At 37.2% G+C, this 21,456-nt stretch carries 23 protein-coding genes; 7 read left to right on the top strand and 16 right to left on the bottom strand.

Features of this window, described 5'->3' with window-relative positions; genetic code table 11:
• Positions 1–74 precede the first annotated feature (74 nt).
• Positions 75–245 (bottom strand): hypothetical protein, encoded by a 171-nt coding sequence (locus tag MHH59_RS05435; protein ID WP_002011131.1) that lies wholly within the window; start codon positions 243–245, stop codon positions 75–77.
• Between the two features lie 2 nt (positions 246–247).
• Positions 248–832 (bottom strand): TetR/AcrR family transcriptional regulator, encoded by a 585-nt coding sequence (locus tag MHH59_RS05430; protein WP_002125785.1) that lies wholly within the window; start codon positions 830–832, stop codon positions 248–250.
• Positions 833–988: 156 nt separating this feature from the next.
• Between MHH59_RS05430 and MHH59_RS05425 the strand changes: the two genes are divergently transcribed.
• Entirely contained in the window at positions 989–1,132 is a 144-nt protein-coding gene (locus tag MHH59_RS05425; protein WP_103458299.1) for a sporulation protein YjcZ, read from the top strand.
• 193 nt (positions 1,133–1,325) lie between these two features.
• On the opposite strand, the gene MHH59_RS05420 is transcribed toward MHH59_RS05425, so the two are convergent.
• The 6 genes from MHH59_RS05420 to ecsA all read right to left on the bottom strand — a co-directional run bounded on the left by MHH59_RS05420 (position 1,326) and on the right by ecsA (position 6,975).
• Positions 1,326–2,027: a LutC/YkgG family protein gene (locus MHH59_RS05420; protein WP_002168962.1), complete on the bottom strand. Its 702-nt coding sequence runs from the start codon at positions 2,025–2,027 to the stop codon at positions 1,326–1,328.
• Positions 2,008–3,438, bottom strand: coding sequence for a LutB/LldF family L-lactate oxidation iron-sulfur protein (locus MHH59_RS05415; RefSeq protein WP_016119766.1), 1,431 nt, complete (start codon positions 3,436–3,438; stop codon positions 2,008–2,010). The genes MHH59_RS05420 and MHH59_RS05415 overlap by 20 nt, the downstream gene beginning before the upstream one ends.
• Positions 3,439–3,440: 2 nt before the next feature.
• On the bottom strand, positions 3,441–4,178 hold the full coding sequence (locus MHH59_RS05410) for a (Fe-S)-binding protein (protein ID WP_002168964.1): 738 nt from the start codon (positions 4,176–4,178) through the stop codon (positions 3,441–3,443).
• Positions 4,179–4,306: 128 nt separating this feature from the next.
• A complete protein-coding gene (ecsC, locus tag MHH59_RS05405) occupies positions 4,307–5,014 on the bottom strand; it encodes an ecs operon protein EcsC (protein WP_002011122.1) in 708 nt (235 codons plus the stop codon).
• Between the two features lie 13 nt (positions 5,015–5,027).
• Positions 5,028–6,239 carry an ABC transporter permease gene (locus MHH59_RS05400; RefSeq protein ID WP_340850922.1) on the bottom strand — a complete coding sequence of 404 codons (1,212 nt, stop codon included), beginning with the start codon at positions 6,237–6,239 and terminating at the stop codon, positions 5,028–5,030.
• Positions 6,232–6,975 (bottom strand): ABC transporter ATP-binding protein EcsA, encoded by a 744-nt coding sequence (gene ecsA, locus MHH59_RS05395; protein ID WP_001292616.1) that lies wholly within the window; start codon positions 6,973–6,975, stop codon positions 6,232–6,234. Before ecsA ends, MHH59_RS05400 begins: the two co-directional genes overlap by 8 nt.
• 581 nt (positions 6,976–7,556) lie before the next feature.
• On the opposite strand from ecsA, the gene MHH59_RS05390 reads away from it, so the two are divergent.
• From MHH59_RS05390 to MHH59_RS05380, 3 genes are all read left to right on the top strand, one after another.
• Complete coding sequence (locus MHH59_RS05390; protein ID WP_340850921.1) at positions 7,557–7,991, top strand: HIT family protein; 435 nt, start codon at positions 7,557–7,559, stop codon at positions 7,989–7,991.
• A 209-nt stretch (positions 7,992–8,200) separates the two neighbouring features.
• Entirely contained in the window at positions 8,201–8,563 is a 363-nt protein-coding gene (locus MHH59_RS05385) for a YtxH domain-containing protein (RefSeq protein ID WP_002011120.1), read from the top strand.
• 299 nt (positions 8,564–8,862) lie between these two features.
• A complete protein-coding gene (locus MHH59_RS05380) occupies positions 8,863–9,420 on the top strand; it encodes an HTH-type transcriptional regulator Hpr (RefSeq protein WP_002011118.1) in 558 nt (185 codons plus the stop codon).
• 5 nt (positions 9,421–9,425) lie between these two features.
• Here MHH59_RS05380 and MHH59_RS05375 read toward each other — a convergent pair whose 3' ends face one another.
• Positions 9,426–9,761, bottom strand: coding sequence for a YhaI family protein (locus tag MHH59_RS05375; protein WP_002087170.1), 336 nt, complete (start codon positions 9,759–9,761; stop codon positions 9,426–9,428).
• A gap of 118 nt (positions 9,762–9,879) precedes the next feature.
• On the opposite strand from MHH59_RS05375, the gene MHH59_RS05370 reads away from it, so the two are divergent.
• From MHH59_RS05370 to helD, 3 genes are all read left to right on the top strand, one after another.
• A complete protein-coding gene (locus tag MHH59_RS05370) occupies positions 9,880–10,074 on the top strand; it encodes a hypothetical protein (RefSeq protein WP_000172693.1) in 195 nt (64 codons plus the stop codon).
• A 447-nt stretch (positions 10,075–10,521) separates the two neighbouring features.
• A complete protein-coding gene (gene prsA / locus MHH59_RS05365) occupies positions 10,522–11,385 on the top strand; it encodes a peptidylprolyl isomerase PrsA (RefSeq protein WP_016119763.1) in 864 nt (287 codons plus the stop codon).
• Between the two features lie 294 nt (positions 11,386–11,679).
• Entirely contained in the window at positions 11,680–14,016 is a 2,337-nt protein-coding gene (helD, locus tag MHH59_RS05360; protein ID WP_340850920.1) for an RNA polymerase recycling motor HelD, read from the top strand.
• 6 nt (positions 14,017–14,022) lie between these two features.
• On the opposite strand, the gene MHH59_RS05355 is transcribed toward helD, so the two are convergent.
• The 7 genes from MHH59_RS05355 to glpP form a co-directional block, all read right to left on the bottom strand.
• A complete protein-coding gene (locus tag MHH59_RS05355; RefSeq protein ID WP_340850919.1) occupies positions 14,023–15,294 on the bottom strand; it encodes an FtsW/RodA/SpoVE family cell cycle protein in 1,272 nt (423 codons plus the stop codon).
• A gap of 7 nt (positions 15,295–15,301) precedes the next feature.
• Positions 15,302–15,709 (bottom strand): PadR family transcriptional regulator, encoded by a 408-nt coding sequence (locus MHH59_RS05350; RefSeq protein WP_002011111.1) that lies wholly within the window; start codon positions 15,707–15,709, stop codon positions 15,302–15,304.
• A 4-nt stretch (positions 15,710–15,713) separates the two neighbouring features.
• Positions 15,714–16,247 carry a sigma-70 family RNA polymerase sigma factor gene (locus tag MHH59_RS05345; RefSeq protein WP_340850917.1) on the bottom strand — a complete coding sequence of 178 codons (534 nt, stop codon included), beginning with the start codon at positions 16,245–16,247 and terminating at the stop codon, positions 15,714–15,716.
• 233 nt (positions 16,248–16,480) lie between these two features.
• Positions 16,481–18,163: an aerobic glycerol-3-phosphate dehydrogenase gene (gene glpD / locus MHH59_RS05340; RefSeq protein ID WP_002125759.1), complete on the bottom strand. Its 1,683-nt coding sequence runs from the start codon at positions 18,161–18,163 to the stop codon at positions 16,481–16,483.
• Positions 18,164–18,296: 133 nt separating this feature from the next.
• Positions 18,297–19,787, bottom strand: coding sequence for a glycerol kinase GlpK (gene glpK, locus MHH59_RS05335; RefSeq protein ID WP_002125757.1), 1,491 nt, complete (start codon positions 19,785–19,787; stop codon positions 18,297–18,299).
• A gap of 12 nt (positions 19,788–19,799) precedes the next feature.
• Positions 19,800–20,621: a glycerol uptake facilitator protein GlpF gene (gene glpF / locus MHH59_RS05330; protein WP_002030197.1), complete on the bottom strand. Its 822-nt coding sequence runs from the start codon at positions 20,619–20,621 to the stop codon at positions 19,800–19,802.
• 228 nt (positions 20,622–20,849) lie between these two features.
• On the bottom strand, positions 20,850–21,410 hold the full coding sequence (gene glpP / locus MHH59_RS05325; RefSeq protein WP_000394293.1) for a glycerol uptake operon antiterminator GlpP: 561 nt from the start codon (positions 21,408–21,410) through the stop codon (positions 20,850–20,852).
• Between the last annotated feature and the right edge of the window lie 46 nt (positions 21,411–21,456).

The raw sequence follows: 21,456 nt of genomic DNA, 5'->3' as shown, positions 1-21,456 counted from the left end.
CCAAATCTATTAATCTAATATATGAATTGTCTCAATCTATATTTTACATAACTTTACATAAAATTGAAAATTTATTATTTATCCGTTTTTTTCTCAGGAATAAAATATCCGAACCAAAGGAGCCAAACTAAACTAATTAATGCGAGCCAACCTTTATCCGCTTGGAAAGCTTCAATCATACCTGGAATTTTATACACTCCCACAAATCCAAGGAAACCGAGCCACCAGTTTTTCTGCATTTTCATTTTTATTCCCCCTCCTTCATTACGTTTTTCACATTTTGAATCCAAATTTCTTTATACTTTAACTGGAATCCTATTAATATGTAATTACTCATATTATCAATAACGAGCGCTAATGTATGCGCGTTTTCTTCAGTTGCATGTTGTGACACAACACCAAGTTCCACACCTTTCTTTAATAAATCGTGGAATCCATTTAAAAACTCTTCTTGTATTTCAAATAAGCGTTTCTGATACTTTTCATTTCGCGTCGCCGTTACGATGAATTCATTTATAACGCGTAATATGCCTTCTTGACCTCTATACTCAGACAACATATGTAAACCATCTGCGATTAACTTTTCTGCAAAGTTTTCTTTCGTATATTGTTCTTTATCGAAGTAATTGACGAAATAATATCCAGAAAAAATCTCTTCAAATAAAAAATCAACTAGCGCTTCTTTAGACGGAAAATGATAATAAATAGCTGGCTTTGATATACCTACTTCTTTCGCAATCATTGAAAGACTCATCTTCTCAATGCCGTGCTCTGCCATTAGTTTAAATGATGCATCTACAATGTGCTGCGATGTTTGTAAATTTTTTGTCATACTGTACCTCTTCTATTTTTACTTACCGGTCGGTAAATAAATTGTAAAATGAAAATGAATGATTTGCAAGTTAATTAGAGTTTTAAAAGGAACTTCTTCATGAACCTAGAAAAATATAAAGTAAAAACAATGTATAACGATAAGGAGGATTTTCATATGGGATCTGGCGGTAAAGGTGGTAGCGGCGGCGGTGAAGATGGCAAAGATGGTAAGAGCGGTAGTAGTGGGCTTTTATTAATCATTCTGCTCTTTATCGTATTCATTATAATTGGAGCTAGTTATAGTGTGTTTAGCTTCTAAGAAAAGACACAATTCAGTTAGTTATAGTAGCGTAGAAAACTGAAACAGAGATTAAAATTTTCCTTCTTAAGGTTTCTTCACCAGTAAGGGCACACAAAATAGAAAGCCCCGGTTATATTTAACAGCCAGCGCTTTCTATTTTCAGTATTCTTATAATGCTTCATCTATATTTCCAACTCGCACACGTAAATCGTTATTGATCATCCACAATAATATACGCTGTTCGGATTGGCCCATGCACACCTACGACAAGGTTCATTTCAATATCCGCGCTATTTGACGGACCAGAAACGAAGTTCACACAAGCCGGCAAGTTTTCTCCCGCTTTATTTTGATCATGAATCAGTTTTGTAGCTTGGGTTAATCTTGGTACAATCGTACTTTTAGGAACGATTGCAATATATGACTCCGGAAGAAGACTCACATGTCTTCCTTTTAACCCGTCATTAAATAGTACAACGGTTCCTGATTCTGCCAAAGTCATATCACTGAACGTAATGCCAAGGTCAGCAGCTTTCGCAAATGCTATGTCCTCTTCTTTATGTTCTAATCCCCATGTACGAAAATGTGTTGTACCTTTATTGCTGAAACATGGCGTAAGACCATACTCATTAAAGCGCTCATCATTCGAACATATAACAGATTTGATATTCCATTCTTTTATAAAAGACCCCAATGTTTCAACAAGATTTCCCTTTGTTGTTCGCTTTACTTCTGTATGAATGACTTCGCAGTGCTCTATTAACTTTAATACAAGTTCGTCTTGCGCCAGTCCGTCAAAAACAGTCCACTGCGGGGAAAAAGACCAGTTCGGTTTTTCCACTGCTTCTGGACGTTTCCTACCAAGCTTTTCTGATAACTGGAGTAAAAATTCCTCACGATTTTGGATGGCCATCATTGTTCTCCTTTTCGTGTTTTTCAAACCACTCTCGAAACGGTTGTTTTTTCGGAACTGGAAAATCTCTCGCATCCGTCCAAGCTTTTAACGGCCCAATTCCACGCTCGATCTTATCCCCTTTTGCAAGAGGTTTTAATGCATACGGAGCGCTCTTCGCTGCAAAAGAAAATAGTCTAGGACTCTTCACCGCTTTTTCAAAACCTTTCATAGCCACATTCCAAGCTACAGGTGATTGTTTTTCTTCTACAATGCGGCTGCGGTGTTTAATTAATAAGTCATGTAACGGGATTTTCACTGGACACGCTTCTGTACAAGCACCACAAAGGCTAGATGCGTAAGGTAAATCCTTATATTCATCATATCCCCCTAAAAGCGGTGTCAACACAGCTCCAATTGGTCCTGGATAAATAGAGCCATATGCATGTCCACCAATATGCCTGTATACAGGACACACATTAATACATGCCGCGCAACGAATGCACTGAAGGACACTTTGGAATTCTGTTCCTACAATATCGGAACGACCATTATCAACAATGACTAAATGAAATTCCTCAGGTCCATCTGTTCCGCCAGGCTCAGTTAATCCTGTAATATAACTTGTTAACTTTTGTCCTACAGAACTTCGGCATAGAAGTGTTACTAAAACATCAAGCTCTTCCCATGTCGGAACAATACGTTCCATCCCCATAACTGTAATCAACGTTTTCGGAAGTGTCGTAGTAAGTCTTGCATTTCCTTCGTTTGCTACGATAGAAATTGATCCCGACTCAGCAACAGCAAAGTTACATCCAGTCACCCCTATATCCGCTGCAAAAAAATCATCACGTAAATACGATCTTACAAACCTCGCCATTTCCGTAGGATCAGATGTTCCAGTATAATTTAACTTTGTTTTAAATATTTCACAAATGTGTTCTTTATCTTTGTGAAGACACGGAACAACAATATGTGATGGAGGGTCGTGGTCGTTCACTTGTAGAATAAATTCAGCAAGATCTGTTTCTAACACTTCCGCTCCAGCTTCTTCAATCGCTTCATTTAAACTAATCTCTTCCGTTACCATCGATTTTGATTTCACAATTTTTTTCGCGTTTTTCTTTTTTACAATCTCTTTTACATATTCCCTTGCGTCTTCTGCAGTCTTTGCGAAATAAACGAAACCACCGTTTTTCTCAATATTTTCACTCAGCTCATATAAATAATAATCAAGGTTTTCTAATGTATGCTTTCGAATTTCTTCTCCTAAAGCTCGCCATTCTTCCCAGTTTCCAAGACTCTCAGTAGCTTTTAATTTCTTGACTCTCAGACCATCTTGCGCTTTCCTGACAGCCTGTCGCATAAATTGATCCCCAATACCTGTTGCAGTACGCTTATGAAAGGGATCGTTCCCAATTTTCATTCCCATCTCTATATCCCCCCTTGTTTTCGATCTTCATTTAATACTTGAGCAATATGTTTTACATCAATTGGATAACCATTACGTGTTAAACGTCCTTTTATATTCATTAAGCAGCTACAATCCATCCCAATTAACAATTCCGCACCGGTTTCCATAATATGCTTTACTTTTTCTTCAACCATTTGCTCAGAGATTTCTGGCATTTTCACCGAGAATGTCCCTCCAAATCCGCAACAATCATAATTATGCGGCAATGAAACAACTTCCAGTCCCTTTACACACTTTAATAATTTTTGCGGTGGTTCCTTAATCCCCATTAATCGGCTCATATGACAAGATGTATGAACCGTTGCTTTTTTATGAAGCTCCGCACCTAAGTCTTCTTTCCCTAATACTTCCACAAGAAATTGTGTGAATTCATATGTTTTATTTCCAAGTTCAGTAGCTTTTTTCTTCCAATCCGCTTCACTTTCAGAAAATAAGCTAGAAAACTCGTGAACCATCATCGCGCACGAACCCGATGGTGCCACAACATATTCTGAACTAGCAAAGGTTTCAATCATATGCTTTGCAGCTGTTTTTGTTTCTTTCACATACCCGCTATTATAAGCAGGTTGTCCGCAGCAAGTTTGGCTTTTAGGAAAATCAACTTCACAGCCTAAATCTTCAAGAATTTCGACGACATCACTTCCGACCTCTGGATAAAAAACATCTGCCACACAAGTGATAAAAATTGATACTTTCATATTTGCACCCCTAAATACAGTAAAGTAATCTCAAGTAACTCTATTTGTATATTATTGGTAAAAAGATGAAAAATATGAATAAAAATAACAAAAAGCACCCTAAATTACACATGTAGGGTGCTTTCTTTTTAATTTCTATTCAGCAATCGCATACGATAACAATTCATCGTCACTTCTCCGAGTCTTTGCAGTAATTGATAGTTCGCATATGCGCCGACTGGGGCACCGATGATTGGAACGAGTTGAAGCATTTTTGCTAAATCGATATAGTCTCGGTATTCTGTTTGGAACTTTTCCCAGTCCATATGATTTTCTTCTTCTGTATCCCACGTTTCAATCGCTTTCCATACTTCTTTTCGGTAATCGTCACTTGAAAAAGCAAGCTGGAAAACGTGAAGAATAAAAAGGCGCTCTTCTTTTTTACTCGTATCAAATCCGTACAATGTTGCTGCATCAAATAAAAATTTTATTTTAATAGTAAGTAATAACGGGAAATCGGCAAGGCCAAGGAGAATACCACCTGCTCCTGTTCCTGCCCCTTCTGCCGCTGCAACTTTTTTGTACTCATCCATTTTTTTACGTACTTCATCGTCTCTTCTTTGCAGTGACCAGTTCGTTTCTTTTAGCTTCGGTTTTATGAAGTTTGATCCAGCGCTAATTGTTTGCACCATCATCCGAATCGTTTCTGTTAGTACCTTTTGCACTTTCGCGGGCACTAGTTGTTGCACTTTCACCTGCACTTTTTTAGAGAACCGTGTCATCATAGAAGAATCTTTCATGAATGTAGCTTTCCACTGCTCCAATTCTTTTATAACCTTCTCTTCATATGTAATCATAGGTTCATTCCTTTCAGTTTAAACGCTCAATGCGCTTTGCACCGTATTGATAAACGAAACCAATACTAAATAATATGCTTACGACAAATAAAATGCCGGTCATTACGAAATCTTTCGTCGCAAGTGCAAATATAATTGTAAATACAACGCTACCAATGATAAGAATCGCATTTAATAAAGTAAGGAAATCTCTCTTCTTCTCGTCTCCCCCTACCGGATATAAATCAAGCCAAACTTTCATACGGTGATGTTTCCAAAGGGTTAAGAGCTGGTAGCCGATTAAGTATAAGAAAGCAAAGCTTACGATAAAACGTCCATATAAAAATGGGATAAAGTAAAGAATAATTCCCCCAAGAACGAGTAAACGCATATATAATCCGAAATAGTTACCCGATCTTAAAAATGTTCTCGTATATAAGTATAAATATGTACGTTTCTCACCGATCATCGAAAGAATGAAATCAAGCCATTTCCTACGTGATACTCTCTCTTTTAACGCTGGTACATCAACGAACATATTCGCAATGCGGTACAGCAGCATCATTTTTTTACCCTCTTCAGAAATTAAATACTCCCAGTTCAGCGGCTTCCCTTTCACCTTTTGATGCATAACAGCAAGGTATAGCGCCATTAAAAAGACAATCACACCGGTAAAAATGACTGAAGTACGTTCTACAAGGACGTACACAAATATGCCGTTTAAAATAAAACGAATAAACCAATCCGCTCTTTGTACATTTTGATCTGTTAAAAATGATTTTTCCCACGCTACGAATAAATTCCACGCTTTTACAATGACAAACGCGATTACAATCCATATGTAATTGGCACCTGTTTGTTTCATTTGCTGGAAGTATAACGGGGCAAGCGCAGCGGCTACCATTGCGATTATGTATAACTGAATCATAAACGTAAAGAGAAATGCCTTCGTAAAGTAAGGCTTTAACTTTTCTTCAACTGGCAGCAAATACACGAGGTCTGCTTCTTTTAATAACGTTTGGACTGACCCAGCTGTTAATACGAGGCCAAGTAAGACTGCCATAACAATCGCTGTCGGAAACGAAGGTGTTAACGTTTGTAACCATTGCTGGTAATAATACGCTCCTGCGCCGATGATAAATACGAAAATAAATTTCAAATGATCATTAAATACATATTTACTATATGTACGAACTTCTTTTAGAAAGTGCCGAAATCGTTCTTTCCATAACGCTGTGCTATTCATAATCTTCTTCCTTCGTTAACGCAATATAAATATCATCAAGCGTTGCACCAGGCATATTAAACCCGGATTGAAGTTCTGATAATGTTCCCATCGCTCTCACTTCACCTTGATGCAAAATGATGAATGAATCACAATAGCGCTCTGCTGTCGCTAAAATATGTGTACTCATTAAGATGCCCGCACCACTCTTTTTCATTTGATCCATCATTTGAAGAAGTGATTGAATCGCTAACGGATCAAGCCCCACGAAAGGTTCGTCCACAATGTAAAGTGATGGTTCAACTAAAAATGCACTCATAATCATCACTTTTTGTTTCATCCCTTTTGAGAAATGAGACGGAAACCATTTTAAGCGATTTTTCATGCGAAATTCTTGTAATAGTTGTCCTACGCGTTCTTCATATTGTTTTTCATCTACACCGTACGCCATCGCTGTTAATTTCAAATGCTCTTCTAACGTTAACTCATCATATAATACTGGCGTTTCTGGAATGAAGGAGAAACTAGAACGATACGCTGTCATATCATCACGAATTGTTTTCCCATTAATTGTGACAGTTCCTTTTTTCGGCTCCATTAAACCGATGATATGTTTAATTGTCGTACTTTTCCCGGCTCCATTTAAACCGATCAAGCCGACAAGTTCGCCTTTATTAACAGAGAACGAAACATTTTGCAGTACAGGTCGTTTCGTATATCCTCCTGTAACATTTTCTACACGCAATAACTCGCTCATACGACACCACTTTCTTCATTTATATTCATTCACTTTTGTAAGAAATGTATATATTCATCTTACCAAAAATCATGGTGCACTACATAGTATCGATGCCTTCAAAAAAAAATTTAAATTTCTTGGCATATATTTTTACGAAAGCGGACATCATAATTAGTGAAGAAGGAACACATTGAAAAAGCAACCACCAATTGATGAGTACAACAACATAGTGAAGTCATCATGAAATGGGGTGTCCAAGTTGGACAATGAAATTTACACATAACCAGATAATTTGTTTCATTTTCGAAACGGGGTGTCTCCGAAAGAGCATATACTGTTTTAAAAAATAAACAATTTCATTTTAAAAAAAGATTGCAATTCATTTCACTTGAAAATGGGGTGTCTACGGCAGAAACTTTAGCCGATTTACCGTGCATTTCTTAAATAAATGAGGTGTCTGCGAACCGTAAATTATAAAAAATGCTTTTTCAATCCATCTTCAGAAAACAGGAAGCTGAGTCAGCTTCCTGTTTTTCGTGTTTGTTCTCCTATGTAATTATGGTAAAATACGGCTAAGACTATTTGAAAGGATGAGATCGATGAATCATACAGCGGACAATTGTATTTTTTGTAAAATCATTGACGGGCAAATCCCTTGCTCAAAAGTATACGAAGATAAACATGTACTTGCATTTTTAGATATTAGTCAAGTAACAAAAGGACATACTCTTGTTATTCCGAAAGTACACAAACAAGACATTTTTGCGTTAACGTCAGAAATCGCATCACATATTTTTGCTGTCGTTCCAAAAATCGCAAATGCAATGAAAGCAGAATTTAATCCAGTTGGTTTCAACCTACTTAACAATAACGGCGAGAAAGCTGGACAAACTGTATTCCACTTCCACCTTCATTTAATTCCACGCTACGGTGAAAACGATGGTTTCGGTGCTGTTTGGAAATCACACCAAAATGAATACACAATGGAAAATTTACAAAACATCGCAAGTACAATTGCAAATAGTGTGAAATAGTGCCACTATAATAAGAAGTAATACATAATAAGCCTATTCCTCTGGCATTTATTGTATGGCTTCTTTCTTCACAAAAAATGCCGGGGGTATAATTTTTTTGTGCATAGCATGTACAAGAGAGAAAAGCTCACTTTTCTTCCCCTTGTCTTAAAGATATGCACGCTTTTATACATCATGAATACGAACGAAAAATAAGGAGGTTTCCTTTTATGTCAAAAGCTAAATCCTTTATTACAGGTGTACTTTGCGGCGGAGCAGTTGCTGGACTAGCCGTTCTTTTCTCAACTCCTTCTTCTGGTAAAGCTATGCGCGGTAAGCTGAAAGAAAAAGGAACTGATATTAAAAAAACATTAGCTGATATTACAGCTGATACGAAGTTATTAAAGCGTCAAATCGTTGAAACTGCTTCAGAAGGTAAAGAAGTATTCCAAGAACTAAAAGACGATATGCATGACACGCTTTCTAACTGGAAACAAGATATTTCTCAAAACAAACGACATATCGAAAAAGAAATTTTAGACATTCAAAAGTCAATTGAGAAACTACAAGAAGCCGTTCCAGAAAAAGCGTAAACATATTCCTGCTTAGTTTTTTGCATATAACAAATATTTTTCATACGAATTGACCTTAACACGGCATATCACATAGATATGCCGTGTTTTTATGCATTTACAATATATGTTATCCCTTAGCATGTAAAGACAACACATGTATTCTCGACTCATAAAACGCTTCCATAGTTATGCATGATTTGTATAGAATGTTATTTTTCCGAAAAATTTTCACAATTCTCACAAAAAGACTTTATTAATTTTTATTTTACTGGCATAATAGATAATAATGAAAAAAGAATGTTAAAGTGGGTGAGTAAATGAAAAGTGGAGAAAAAAATTACTCGGTAAAAGAAGCGATGATTTTCAGCCAACGTATTGCTCAATTATCGAAAGCGTTATGGAAATGCGTAGAGAAAGATTGGCAACAATGGATTAAACCTTACGATTTAAACATTAACGAGCATCATATTTTATCAATCGCTTATCATTTAAAAGGGGCTTCTATTTCTGAGATTGCTAAGTTTGGAGTTATGCACGTATCAACGGCGTTTAACTTCTCTAAAAAGCTAGAAGAACGCGGCTATCTTGTATTCTCTAAAAAAGAAGATGATAAACGAAATACGTACATTGAAATTACAGACAAAGGGGAAGAATTACTACTTCGCTTAATGGAGGAGTATGACCCTGAAAATAATTCTGTTTTTAATGGTGCACTTGAACTTCGTAATTTTTACGGTAAGTTCCCAGAAAATATCGAACTTATTGCGATCCTTCGCAATATTTACGGACAGGACTTCATCGATATTTTTGAGAAATCATTAGAGAATATTGAGGAGAACTTTACGGAGACCGATCAAAAATTAGTTAAGAAATAATCTATTTATCCTTTCGCAATCATGCGTAAGAATTCATTCATAAGTGGCACAAATAAGCCCTGTTTTGCTAGCGCTTCCGCAGTTTCGTGTACTTCGAGCTGATGTGGAAGCGCTTTTTCAAATTGATCTAATAGCGCATCAAACAATAGAAGGCCTTCTGCTTTCTCCACTACATATTGTTCGTTCAGCCTTTCACAAAGTTTTAGTATACGTTCAATGTCTTTTTTACGAGCTTTTTTCTTTATGATTAAAGAATAAAATGGACACTTTTCTTCATCAATCATTTTAAATAGTAGGTCTACGTAGTATTCAGCTTGTTCTAGTCTTCTTACAACGTCCATTTTCTCCCTCGCTTCCTAACACAAAGTCTTCTATTTCTGAATTTTGTAACACGAACAAAATATCGTATGATACAATATATAAAGTATATGTATTTTAGCCAAAAGGAGGTCTCGCCTCATGACTCTTATAACCGTTGTTTTTGTTGCATTCGCACTTCTTGTTATATTTTACACGAATTTCATGACACATACACTGTGTGAGCGAAAACAAATATCTGCGAGCCGCCAGCCCGGTGTCTTTCGAGTTATTAATGTATGTATTACCATTCTATTAATTTCTAGTTATGTAGAAATTATATTTCATGGAAAGTGAGGAAGGAAGCCCCTTCCTCATTTTTTTCCTCTATAAGCAAATTATACCTACTATAACTAATAAAATAAACAGTACAAGTAATAAAATAAGTTTTGAATTCATCCCCCATCCCCTCCTCTTTTCTGTATATGCGACATGCGCCCAATATGGTACCCTTTCAAAATCTGACACAAACTGGTTAAAATTTCTTTATCAATAGGAAAACCCGTCGAAATATGATATATTAAATTTTGTACATATTGCTTATACTATGAAATAAACGACACGCATCTAAACTTTATCCTAAAGCCTCGGTAAGCCCTGTTAAGCGTGCTTTTACATATAAAAAAAGCAAAGACATCAGTGAGACTTAATCAGGTTCTTATGAACGAAAATAACCTATCATAAGGCGTTTCTTCATTCGTATGGGATAAATTAAAAATACATAATAGTAGGAGTGTTTATTGAATGAAGAAAGCTATGCTTGCCTTAGCCGCAACAAGTGTAATCGCATTATCAGCATGTGGAACATCATCATCAGACAAAATTGTTACATCTAAAGCTGGTGACATCACTAAAGAAGAGTTCTACAATCAAATGAAGACACAAGCTGGTAAACAAGTACTAAATAACATGGTTATGGAAAAAGTACTTATTAAAAACTACAAAGTCGATGACAAAGAAGTAGACAAAAAGTTCGATGAAATGAAAAAGCAAGTCGGTGACCAATTCGATACACTAATGAAACAACAAGGCCTTAAAGAAGAAACAGTTAAAAATGGCGTTCGCGCTTCATTAGCTCAAGAACAAGCTATCGAGAAAACAATCACTGATAAAGAATTAAAAGATAACTACAAGCCTCAAGTTAAGGCAAGCCACATTCTTGTAAAAGATGAAGCGACTGCTAAAAAGGTTAAAGAAGAACTTGGACAAGGTAAATCTTTCGAAGAGTTAGCGAAACAATACTCTGAAGATACTGCTTCAAAAGAAAAAGGTGGCGACTTAGGATTCTTCGAACATGGTAAAATGGTTAAAGAATTCGAAGATGCTGCTTATAAACTGAAAAAAGATGAAGTAAGCGAGCCTGTAAAAACACAATTTGGTTACCATATCATTAAAGTAACAGACATTAAAGAACCAGAAAAATCATTTGAGCAATCAAAAGCTGACCTGAAAAAAGAGTTAGTTGCTAAGAAAGCACAAGACGGCGAATTCATGAACGATCTTATGATGAAAGAAATCAAAAAAGCTGACGTAAAAGTTGACGATAAAGATTTGAAAGATCTTTTCGAAGAACCAAAAGCTGACGCTAAAAAAGACGCAAAGAAATAATGAAGTGAAAAAAGCTTGGGTAGCCCCAAGCTTTTTTATTTTGTAGTAGTTTTTTTGCCGATAAATTGATGTACTCCCTCACCTTACTCCATTCAACCAAAAAAAACCTTGGTTTCGTGTAGCACGAAACCAAGGTTTATCTTATTATCATTGATTAAATTAAAAAACTATGTTAAATTAGTACAGAAACGCATTCGTTAAAAACAAAAGAATGTATTTATCCGTATCTTAATTGTACAACAAAACACATCTTCAGTCAACCTCTATTTTTCACTTTTAAAGGAGTGCTTACGTATGAACAAAAAACTTGATCAAGAGCAAAAACGATTGGATAACGTAATAGAAACGATTACGGAGCAAATTGATAAACTGGAAAGCGACACTGGCAGACGCCGGGCAGAAGTAATCAACATTCGTAAACACTTCTGGGATGATGTTAAAGTTAACACTGATACTTTTGACGATTATCTTGAAACAGTTATCAACTTAAGACAACAAGCTCAGTCACTAGCCGTAACACAAATTACCCATAAGCACACCTTTAATCGACTTGCCGCATTAAGACGTATGCATAAAGCACCTTACTTCGGACGAATTGATTTCAAAGAAGAAGGCGAATCTGGCGCAGAACAAATTTATATCGGGGTGGCTACACTTACCGATGCAAGTGGAGAAAACTTTCTTATATACGATTGGCGCGCACCAATTTCAAGTGTTTACTACGATTATCCACCAGGACCGGCTGAATACAGCACACCAGGAGGCGTAATCTGCGGCAATGTGGAGAAGAAATTACAATATATTATTCAGAATGGCGAGATTGATTCCATGTTCGATACGAGCCTCACAATTGGAGATGAAATTCTGCAACAAGCGCTCGGAAAAGGAACAAACAAACATATGCAAAGTATCGTTGCTACTATCCAGCGCGAGCAAAATGAAATTATCCGTCACGATGAAGGGCGACTACTTATCGTTCAAGGAGCTGCTGGTAGCGGTAAAACGTCAGCTGCCCTGCAGCGAATCGCCTACTTACTATATAAATATCGCGAATGGTTAAAAGCAGATCAAATTATTCTCTTCTCCCCTAACTCTATGTTCAACAGCTACGTTTCTAACGTACTACCTGAACTCGGTGAAGAAAATATGCAGCAAGTGACATTCCAAGAATATTTAAACCATAGACTCAGTAAGGCATTTGACGTTGAAGACCCTTATGAGCAATTAGAATATATGTTAACTGAAACGAATAGCCCTACCTATAAAACTCGAAATGCGAGCATTCGATTTAAAGCATCCACTCAATTTTTCGAGATGATTAGAGCGTACAGACAATCCCTTGAATCTTCAGGCATGCTATTTAGAGGAATGAAATTTAGAGGAAAGTTAATTGCTTCTGCTAAAGAAATTACAGAACAATTTTACAACACTGACTCCTCCCTCCGCTTCCATAATCGAATTGAGAAGTTAACGGATTGGCTAAACAAACAAATAGACACAATTGAAAAAACAGAACTGAAAAAGCCTTGGGTAGAAGAAGAAATTGAACTACTTAGTAAAGATGAGTATCAAAAAGCTTATAAATACTTACAGAAAAAAGGCGAGTTTGATGACAACTCCTTTAATGATTATGAAAAAGAAACGAAAGTACTCGGTCGTATGATTGTCCGTAAAAAATTAAAACCGTTACGTAAAGGCGTTCAAACATTGCGTTTTATCAATTTTACAGGCATATATAAACAACTCTTCACAGATGAATCATGGGTTACTGGCGAAAAGCCTAAAGAATGGGATGACATTTGTTCACTAACTTTGAACATGCTTGATGAAGGAAAGCTACATTACGAGGATGCGACTCCATTTTTACTTTTAAAAGAATTAATTGAAGGCTTCCAAACGAACAGATCAATTAAACACGTACTCGTAGATGAAGCACAAGATTATTCTCCGTTTCAGTTCGAGTTTTTAAAACGTCTCTTCCCTGCCGCAAAAATGACAGTACTCGGAGACTTTAACCAAGCGATATTTGCTCATGCGAGTGAAACAGTTAATTTCAATACACTTACTAGCTTATACGGACCAGATGAAACGAACGGCATCAACTTAACTCGTAGCTATCGATCAACAAAACCGATTATTGAATTCACACGCTATCTCGTACCGGAAGGAAAGAATATTAACGCCTTTGAACGTGACGGCGAGAAACCTACAGTGACTAAAGTTTCTGATTACAGCGAACTGCATGATCGTATCACTTCTAAAGTCGCTGAACTACAAAAGCAACAGCACAATACGATCGCAATTATATGTAAATCCGCGGCTGAAAGTGCCGCTGCATACGAGGCACTCAGTCATATCGAGAATATTAAACTTGTGAAAAGTAACTCAGCCGAGTACGAGCAAGGCATCGTCGTTATCCCTGCTTATTTAGCGAAGGGTATCGAATTTGATGCTGTTATTATTTACGATGCTTCTAAAGATGTATACAGCGATGAGAGCCTACGTAGATTGTTCTACACTGCTTGTACACGCGCGATGCATGAATTGCAGCTTTATAGCGTTGGTGAGGTTAGTCCTTTTGTAACAGGGGCTGCTTCGGAGAGTTTTGAATGTATAACGAAAACACCTTGATTTTTATCAAGGTGTTTTTTTCATTCTAAACGACATATCTTTACGTCGATATACACTTAGCACGATCCCCATTATAAATGCATGAAACAGAGTTGGTACTAATCCATAACTAATAAAAGGTAATGATATAGCAACACGTGGTAATATCCCGAGGATCATGCCAACGTTACAAATGAAATGGACTACAAAAAGGGTTACTCCACCAACGAGTAGCAATTTACCATAACCATCATTTGTTTTATAAGATATGATTACTAACCTTGCTACAAAAAGAGAAAGAATTAAAACAAGGACCAAGGCAAGGAAATACCCGTAATAGTAAGTCAAACTTGCAAACACAAAATCAGTATCTGGAGCAGGGATGAACTTTGTATCTCCAGATGTACCAAACCAACCTGCTGACGACATTACCTCTTTTAAACGTACATACATAAAGCCTGTGCCCCCTGCATCACGCTCTGGGTTTAAATATCCTAAAAATCTATCCAAATGATATCCTGTTACTGAAGACCAGGAAAAGGATACCCTTATAATCAATAAACAAATTGGTACAATTGTAATAATCAATGCTTTTTTCTTTCCTAACTTACTCCACCAAAGCATAACGAATACCATCGTGATATAGATAAAAACCGTTGAAAGAGTTGCTACAGTTAAGAATAAACACAAAGAAAATAAATATAAAACCACAAGATGCATAACCTTTATCCTACTACCATTGAAAATGGAAGCCCAAGCTAGAAAAAAGAACGGCACTGCCATTAAACAGTCAATTGCAATGGGACCAATTTTTATTAACGGTTCGCCAGCCATCGAAGCGTTTGGAAAACAGTATAGCATTAACAGGATAAGTACTCCGATTGTATAAAACAGCCCTCCGAGTCTTTCTAACTTCCGATAATCAATCAGCATCATCCCAAGAGCTGCTACAACACCCAGAATAACAAATATCAACTTATTCATTATTACATCATTCGTATATCCAAAAGCTAAAACTGGCAAAAACCCTAACCCCATAGCAGCCACTAATAAAATAATTAAAAACCAATCAACCTTTGGCTTATGAAGTTTGTTAAGCTCCCGCCCTAATTTAATCGGACTTCCCATTTGTTCCACCGCTTTATTTTCAGCAACTTCCTCACTTAACCCTTTTTCTACCCATGTGCTCTTCGCCTGTTTTAAGTGAAAATCTAGTTCAGTTGCTACAAAGCTCTTTGCTTCTTTTGATTTAATGTGATTGGTAACTTCACTTAAAAAACGCTCCCCTTTTTTGTTCAATTTTATCTCACTCCTGTACTAATCCTTTTAATATAAACCGTGCCTTCGTAGAATCTTTTTCTGCCTTTCGCAGCATCTTGTTTCCTTTATCATTTAATTGATAATATTTAGCTCCTGAATGATCCCAACTTGATTGGATAAAACGATTCTGTTCTAGACGATGTAATACAGTATATAAAAAACCTTCATTTCCTTCGAATTTTCGAATCCCTCTCCCTCGTAGTAGCTGTGACAATTCGTATCCTGTTTTTTCATTACTGAGGAGTTGTAAAATGGCTAACGAGATGTCCTCTTCCTTTTCGTGTGATGCATTGATTTTTTCGCGCACCCGCTTTCGGTGTTGATCAGAAAAACTCAAATGTTTAAACGTTGTATTCTCCATTGATTTTCGCAGGCCTTTTAATCGATCTTCCATTTGATTACTCCTCCAATCCTTTCTTCAAAAGCTCCTTCGCTTTTTTCAGTCTCGTTTTTATTGTGTTTTCTTTCACTTCTATTACAATAGCAATCTCTTTAATTGATAGTTCTTCATAATAAAATAGATAAATGACTTCTCGATATTTTATCGGTAAATTCATTACTGCAGAAGCCAGTTCACGGTCCTTCGCATTTTGAATAACAGTTTGTTCGACACTATCATTTTGAACCCCAATATAAGCAGCTTCATCCTCTGTCACGATCACCTTTTTGCTATACCAACTTTTTATGTAGTCCTTACATTGATTAATCGCAATTCTCCACAACCACGTTTTCACATTCGATTTCCCTTTGTATGTATGAAGAGATTTATAACATTTCACAAATATATCTTGCGTTAAATCCTCAGCGACTTCTTTATTATTCACATATGAATACACAAGCTGTAAGACTTCTTGTCCATACTTGTTCATTATTTCATCGATAAGGAGTTCCTTATCTTCTATTTCAAACGCTTCTACCGTTAATTCATCCACATCATTTCCTCCTTCCCATATATTAGACGACGCACTGTATGGAAAAGTTTTATAAATTCATAAAAAAACGGTTGGAAATGTCCATACCGTTTTTTTAAACCTTTATTTCAAACTTAATTCTCTTTACGAAGAGTAAACCTTTTATTATGATACAACACTTTAGTTGAGATTTTAGCGCATTCATAATAAAACAAAAAACCACCTAAAGGCTCCCCTTCAGGTGGTTCTCTATTTTACGCTAACGCAGCCGCCTGCTCTTGTTGATCTACAGGAATTACAGCATCGCTTAATGCTTTTTCTAATTCAGCTGTGTATTTCATTTGCTCTTCTTTGCTCCAGCCTAGTTTCGCAGCCATGTAGTTGATTACTGCTTCTTTCCACTCGTATACCCAGTGGATGTTGAAGAATACAGCGCCTCTGCGGCGTACGAAGAAGTCAACTGGTTTCACTGTCATTTCGTAATCCATTGCGTATACAAGTGGGATTAGAACGTCTAGCGGCATGTTGTATTCTTTCGCTTCGTCTTTATGTTTTTTCGCTAAGTCAAACAGTACGTCAACGTTAGAGCCGTAGAATTTCGCGAATTTTTCCGCTTGTGCTGTCGTTAAACCATATTTCGTACCTTCGCCTGCTTTTTTCGCAACAAATGCCGGGAATCCGTGTGAACCACTTACATGGCCACCAGAGATTGGCATATGTTTCGTATCACTCTTCTTATATGCGCTATGGCCTTCTTTTTGTAATAGATTCGTTACGTAGTCTACTACCATTTCAGCCATTTTGCGGTATCCTGTTAATTTACCGCCCGCGATTGTAATTAAACCAGATTCAGAAGTCCAAATTTCATCTTTACGAGAAATTTCAGATGCATTCTTACCTTCTTCATAAATTAGCGGACGTACACCAGCCCAGCTTGATTCCACATCTTTTTCTGTAATTTTCACGCTTGGGAACATGTAATTAATCGCATTAATGATATATGTGCGATCTTCTGTTGTCATGTGCGGTACAGCTGCGTCTTTATCATAGAACGTATCTGTTGTACCTACGTACGTTTTTCCTTCGCGAGGAATCGCGAACACCATACGTTTATCTGGTGTATCAAAGTAAATTGCTTGCCCTAATGGGAAACGTTTTTGGTCAATTACTAAATGCACACCTTTTGATAACTGAAGTACTTTCCCTTTTTTAGAGTTATCTTTTTCACGAAGTGTATCTACCCAAGGACCAGCTGCGTTTACAATTTTCTTACCGTAAACTTCATACACTTCTCCGTCTAGTAAATCGATTACACGTACACCGCATACTTTTCCATCTTTATATAAGAAACTGTCTACTTTTGCGTAGTTAACAGCTTTCGCACCATGTTCAATCGCTTCTTTCATTACTTCAATTGTAAGACGCGCATCGTCTGTACGATATTCTACGTAGTAACCGCCGCCTTTTAATCCTTCTTGTTTTACAAGAGGCTCTTTATTTAGCGTTTCTTCACGGTTAAACATCTTTCTGCGCTCGCTTCGTTTTACACCTGCTAAGAAGTCGTATACACGAAGACCAATTGATGTACTGAATGACCCGAACGTGCCGCCTGTATGGAACGGAAGTAACATCCACTCCGGTGTTGTTACATGGGGACCGTTCTCATATACGATCGCACGCTCTTTCCCCACCTCTGCTACCATTTTCACTTCAAGTTGTTTTAAATAACGTAAACCGCCGTGTACAAGTTTCGTTGAACGACTTGATGTACCTGCTGCAAAGTCCTGCATTTCAAACACAATCGTTGATAAACCGCGTGTTGCCCCATCTAATGCAATACCAGAACCAGTAATACCTCCACCAATTACGATCACATCTAACTCTTGTTTATTTACTCCATTTAATACGTCTTTACGTTGTTTACTTGAAAATTTCATGGTAATTCCTCCCTTTGATAACGAAAAAAGAGACCACAAGCTCCGCTATAGATTTCGCCTCTATAGCGTGTTGTGGTCTCTCCAAATCTCCTACCGAATTATTAACTTGTCATCATTATAACACTGTTTATGATTATTTGAAAGCTTTAGTTGCTTCAATTGCTTTTTTCCATCCAGCATATAGCTCTTCGCTTGTTTCCGCTTCCATCGTTGGTTCAAAGCGTTTGTCCATATGCCACTGTGCTTTAATTTCGTCTTGGTTTTTCCAATATCCAACCGCAAGACCTGCTAAGTATGCTGCACCTAAAGCTGTCGTTTCATTGATCACTGGACGCTCTACAGGAACGTCTAACATATCACTTTGGAACTGCATTAAGAAGTTATTCTTAACTGCCCCGCCATCAACGCGTAATGTGTTCAGTTCAATACCTGAATCTGCTTCCATTGCGCATAGTACATCTTTCGTTTGGTATGCTAAAGATTCTAGCGTTGCACGAATGAAATGCTCTTTCGTCGTACCGCGCGTTACACCAAACATAGCGCCGCGTACTTCACTATCCCAGTACGGTGTACCTAATCCTACGAATGCTGGTACAACGTATACGCCGTCAGTTGATTCAACGCGAGAGGCGTACACTTCACTCTCACTTGCATCTTTAAACATGCGCATTCCGTCACGTAACCATTGAATTGCAGAACCTGCTACGAAAATACTTCCTTCTAATGCGTAATTTACTTTACCATCTAAACCCCATGCAATTGTTGTTAATAGTCCATGCTCAGAAGCTACTGCTTTTTCACCTGTGTTCATTAACATGAAGCAGCCAGTTCCGTAAGTATTTTTCGCCATACCTTCACCGAAACAAGCTTGTCCAAATAATGCTGCTTGCTGGTCACCAGCTACACCTGCAATCGGTACATTTTGACCGAAGAAGTGATAATCAATTGTTTCTCCATATATTTCAGATGATTGACGTACTTCTGGAAGCATGCTCTTTGGTACTGTTAACATGTCTAGAAGCTCATCATCCCACTGTAAGTCGTGAATGTTAAACATTAATGTACGTGATGCATTTGAGTAGTCTGTTACGTGCGCTTTACCACCAGACAATTTCCATACAAGCCATGTATCAATTGTTCCGAATAATAACTCGCCGTTTTCCGCTTTTTCTCTTGCACCTTCAACGTTATCTAAAATCCATTTTACTTTCGTACCAGAGAAATATGCATCAATTAAAAGACCTGTTTTTTCGCGAACCATCTCGCTATAACCTTTTTCTTTTAACTCATCACAAATTTCAACTGTTTGACGAGACTGCCATACGATTGCGTTATAAATTGGTTTTCCAGTTGTTTTATCCCATACAACCGCTGTTTCACGTTGGTTCGTAATACCGATACCAGCGATTTGTTCTGGTTTTACATCCGCTTCACTTAAGCAAGTTGCGATAACTGCTAAAATAGATCCCCAAATTTCTTGTGCATTATGCTCAACCCAGCCTGGCTTTGGAAAATGTTGTGTAAACTCTTTTTGAGCTGAATGAACGATTTTTCCTTCTTTATTGAAAAGAATTGCGCGTGAGCTTGTTGTTCCTTGGTCTAATGAAAGAATATATTTTTTCATATCAATTTCCCCCTATGCTACTTTTCTACTATTTGTAGTAGCTCCACTTTTTTTACTTGTCATATAAGAGATTGCTAGTACAATCACAGTTGTAATAATCACATAAATAAGTGCTGAATTTTGTTTTCCTTCAAATACAACTTGATGGAATAATCCTGCAAGTGATCCACCTAGAATTGGACCAACTACTGGGATCCATGCATACTTCCAGTTTGAACCGCCCTTTCCTGCAATCGGAAGGAAGAAGTGTGCAATACGCGGACCTAAATCACGAGCCGGGTTGATTGCGTATCCTGTTGTTCCACCTAATGATAAACCAATACTTACAATTAAGAAACCTACGATAAATGGATTTAAACCATCTGCAAATTTATTTGCTCCAATTGCTAATATACCAAATACTAAAACGAATGTTCCAATCATTTCACTTAAAAGGTTTGTAAATGTGTTCGGAATTGCTGGACCTGTTGCAAACACACCTAACTTTGTTCCTGGATCTTCTGTTTCTTTCCAGTGTGGTAAGTAATGTAAATATACAAGAACTGCCCCTATAATTGCCCCAATCATTTGTGCTGCGATATACATAGGTACATCACTCCATGGGAACGCTCCCTTAAAAGCAAGTCCTATCGTTAAAGCCGGATTCAAATGTGCCCCACTAATTGATCCAACTGCATACGCTGCCATAGCAACCGCTAGACCCCAACCCATTGTAATTACAATCCAACCAGAATCTTTCGCAAACGATTTCTTTAAACTTACACCAGCGCAAACGCCGCCACCAAGTAAGATTAACAACGCAGTCCCTATTAATTCCCCTAAAAATGCTGACATAAAATCCCTCCACAATCAATTTAAATGCTTTCGAAAAGTGATAGAGGTAAAATGAATGGCCATTCGTTTTTTTTCAAAAGAAAAAGATCCACAGCTTACATGCTTCTATATAATATATATAGAAACAATAAAATGTGGATCTCTTCTTTTCTCCGTCACGTTTATTAACTTGTCTATAATGTTAACCCTTAATGAAAGCGGTGTCAACAGAATTTTTTCACATTTTCGTCACTTTTTTTGGTAATGTTTCCATAATTCTTTTTTCGATGTCGTAATTGCTGTCGCACCAGCATTTAACGCTCTTTCAACGTCTTCTACCGTTCGAATAAAACCACCTGCTAAAATTGGTACACCTGTACGCTCTTTCACTTCAGCGATCACACCTGTTAACGCACCAGGAAGCACCTCTATATAATCCGGCTTCGTCTTTTCTAGCAAATTACAGCTCTTTTCCATTGCGCTAGAATCAATTAAAAAGATGCGTTGAATGGAGACGACACCTTTTTGCTTCGCCTTCATAATTACGCTCGCCTTTGTCGATAATAACCCGTACGGTTTATATTCTTGGCATAAAAACTCCGTCGCATGCCCATCACTTTGTAATCCATGGATCAAATCAACATGTAAAAATACTTTTTTATTATGCTGCTTCGCAAGTGACACAACACTCTTCAATTGACCGACATGAATATCTAAAATAACAATATACTCATACGAACTATGTAATAGCTTTTCCAAATCTTTAATTTGCCTCACTGCCGGCAAAATCTTTTGCTCATGAAATTCCATTCTAAACGTCCCCTTCCTATCTATCCTTTATAGTACACAATTTAAG

Source organism: Bacillus sp. FSL E2-0195 (genome assembly GCF_038003645.1).
Taxonomy (GTDB): domain Bacteria; phylum Bacillota; class Bacilli; order Bacillales; family Bacillaceae_G; genus Bacillus_A; species Bacillus_A mycoides.
Note: the sequence above shows the minus strand (reverse complement) of the source record. Positions and strands in the feature narration are given on the sequence as shown.

Excerpts from the sequence above, each read along its gene's own strand:
- helD (WP_340850920.1), top strand. The coding sequence starts at position 11,680 with ATGAACAAAAAACTTGATCAAGAGCAAAAACGATTGGATAACGTAATA.
- MHH59_RS05380 (WP_002011118.1), top strand. The coding sequence starts at position 8,863 with ATGAAAAGTGGAGAAAAAAATTACTCGGTAAAAGAAGCGATGATTTTC.
- ecsC (WP_002011122.1), bottom strand. The coding sequence starts at position 5,014 with ATGATTACATATGAAGAGAAGGTTATAAAAGAATTGGAGCAGTGGAAA.
- ecsA (WP_001292616.1), bottom strand. The coding sequence starts at position 6,975 with ATGAGCGAGTTATTGCGTGTAGAAAATGTTACAGGAGGATATACGAAA.
- MHH59_RS05390 (WP_340850921.1), top strand. The coding sequence starts at position 7,557 with ATGAATCATACAGCGGACAATTGTATTTTTTGTAAAATCATTGACGGG.
- MHH59_RS05375 (WP_002087170.1), bottom strand. The coding sequence starts at position 9,761 with ATGGACGTTGTAAGAAGACTAGAACAAGCTGAATACTACGTAGACCTA.
- MHH59_RS05370 (WP_000172693.1), top strand. The coding sequence starts at position 9,880 with ATGACTCTTATAACCGTTGTTTTTGTTGCATTCGCACTTCTTGTTATA.
- MHH59_RS05430 (WP_002125785.1), bottom strand. The coding sequence starts at position 832 with ATGACAAAAAATTTACAAACATCGCAGCACATTGTAGATGCATCATTT.
- MHH59_RS05420 (WP_002168962.1), bottom strand. The coding sequence starts at position 2,027 with ATGGCCATCCAAAATCGTGAGGAATTTTTACTCCAGTTATCAGAAAAG.
- MHH59_RS05400 (WP_340850922.1), bottom strand. The coding sequence starts at position 6,239 with ATGAATAGCACAGCGTTATGGAAAGAACGATTTCGGCACTTTCTAAAA.
- MHH59_RS05350 (WP_002011111.1), bottom strand. The coding sequence starts at position 15,709 with ATGGAAGATCGATTAAAAGGCCTGCGAAAATCAATGGAGAATACAACG.
- glpD (WP_002125759.1), bottom strand. The coding sequence starts at position 18,163 with ATGAAATTTTCAAGTAAACAACGTAAAGACGTATTAAATGGAGTAAAT.
- MHH59_RS05410 (WP_002168964.1), bottom strand. The coding sequence starts at position 4,178 with ATGAAAGTATCAATTTTTATCACTTGTGTGGCAGATGTTTTTTATCCA.
- MHH59_RS05415 (WP_016119766.1), bottom strand. The coding sequence starts at position 3,438 with ATGGGAATGAAAATTGGGAACGATCCCTTTCATAAGCGTACTGCAACA.
- prsA (WP_016119763.1), top strand. The coding sequence starts at position 10,522 with ATGAAGAAAGCTATGCTTGCCTTAGCCGCAACAAGTGTAATCGCATTA.
- MHH59_RS05425 (WP_103458299.1), top strand. The coding sequence starts at position 989 with ATGGGATCTGGCGGTAAAGGTGGTAGCGGCGGCGGTGAAGATGGCAAA.
- glpK (WP_002125757.1), bottom strand. The coding sequence starts at position 19,787 with ATGAAAAAATATATTCTTTCATTAGACCAAGGAACAACAAGCTCACGC.
- glpP (WP_000394293.1), bottom strand. The coding sequence starts at position 21,410 with ATGGAATTTCATGAGCAAAAGATTTTGCCGGCAGTGAGGCAAATTAAA.
- MHH59_RS05435 (WP_002011131.1), bottom strand. The coding sequence starts at position 245 with ATGAAAATGCAGAAAAACTGGTGGCTCGGTTTCCTTGGATTTGTGGGA.
- MHH59_RS05385 (WP_002011120.1), top strand. The coding sequence starts at position 8,201 with ATGTCAAAAGCTAAATCCTTTATTACAGGTGTACTTTGCGGCGGAGCA.
- glpF (WP_002030197.1), bottom strand. The coding sequence starts at position 20,621 with ATGTCAGCATTTTTAGGGGAATTAATAGGGACTGCGTTGTTAATCTTA.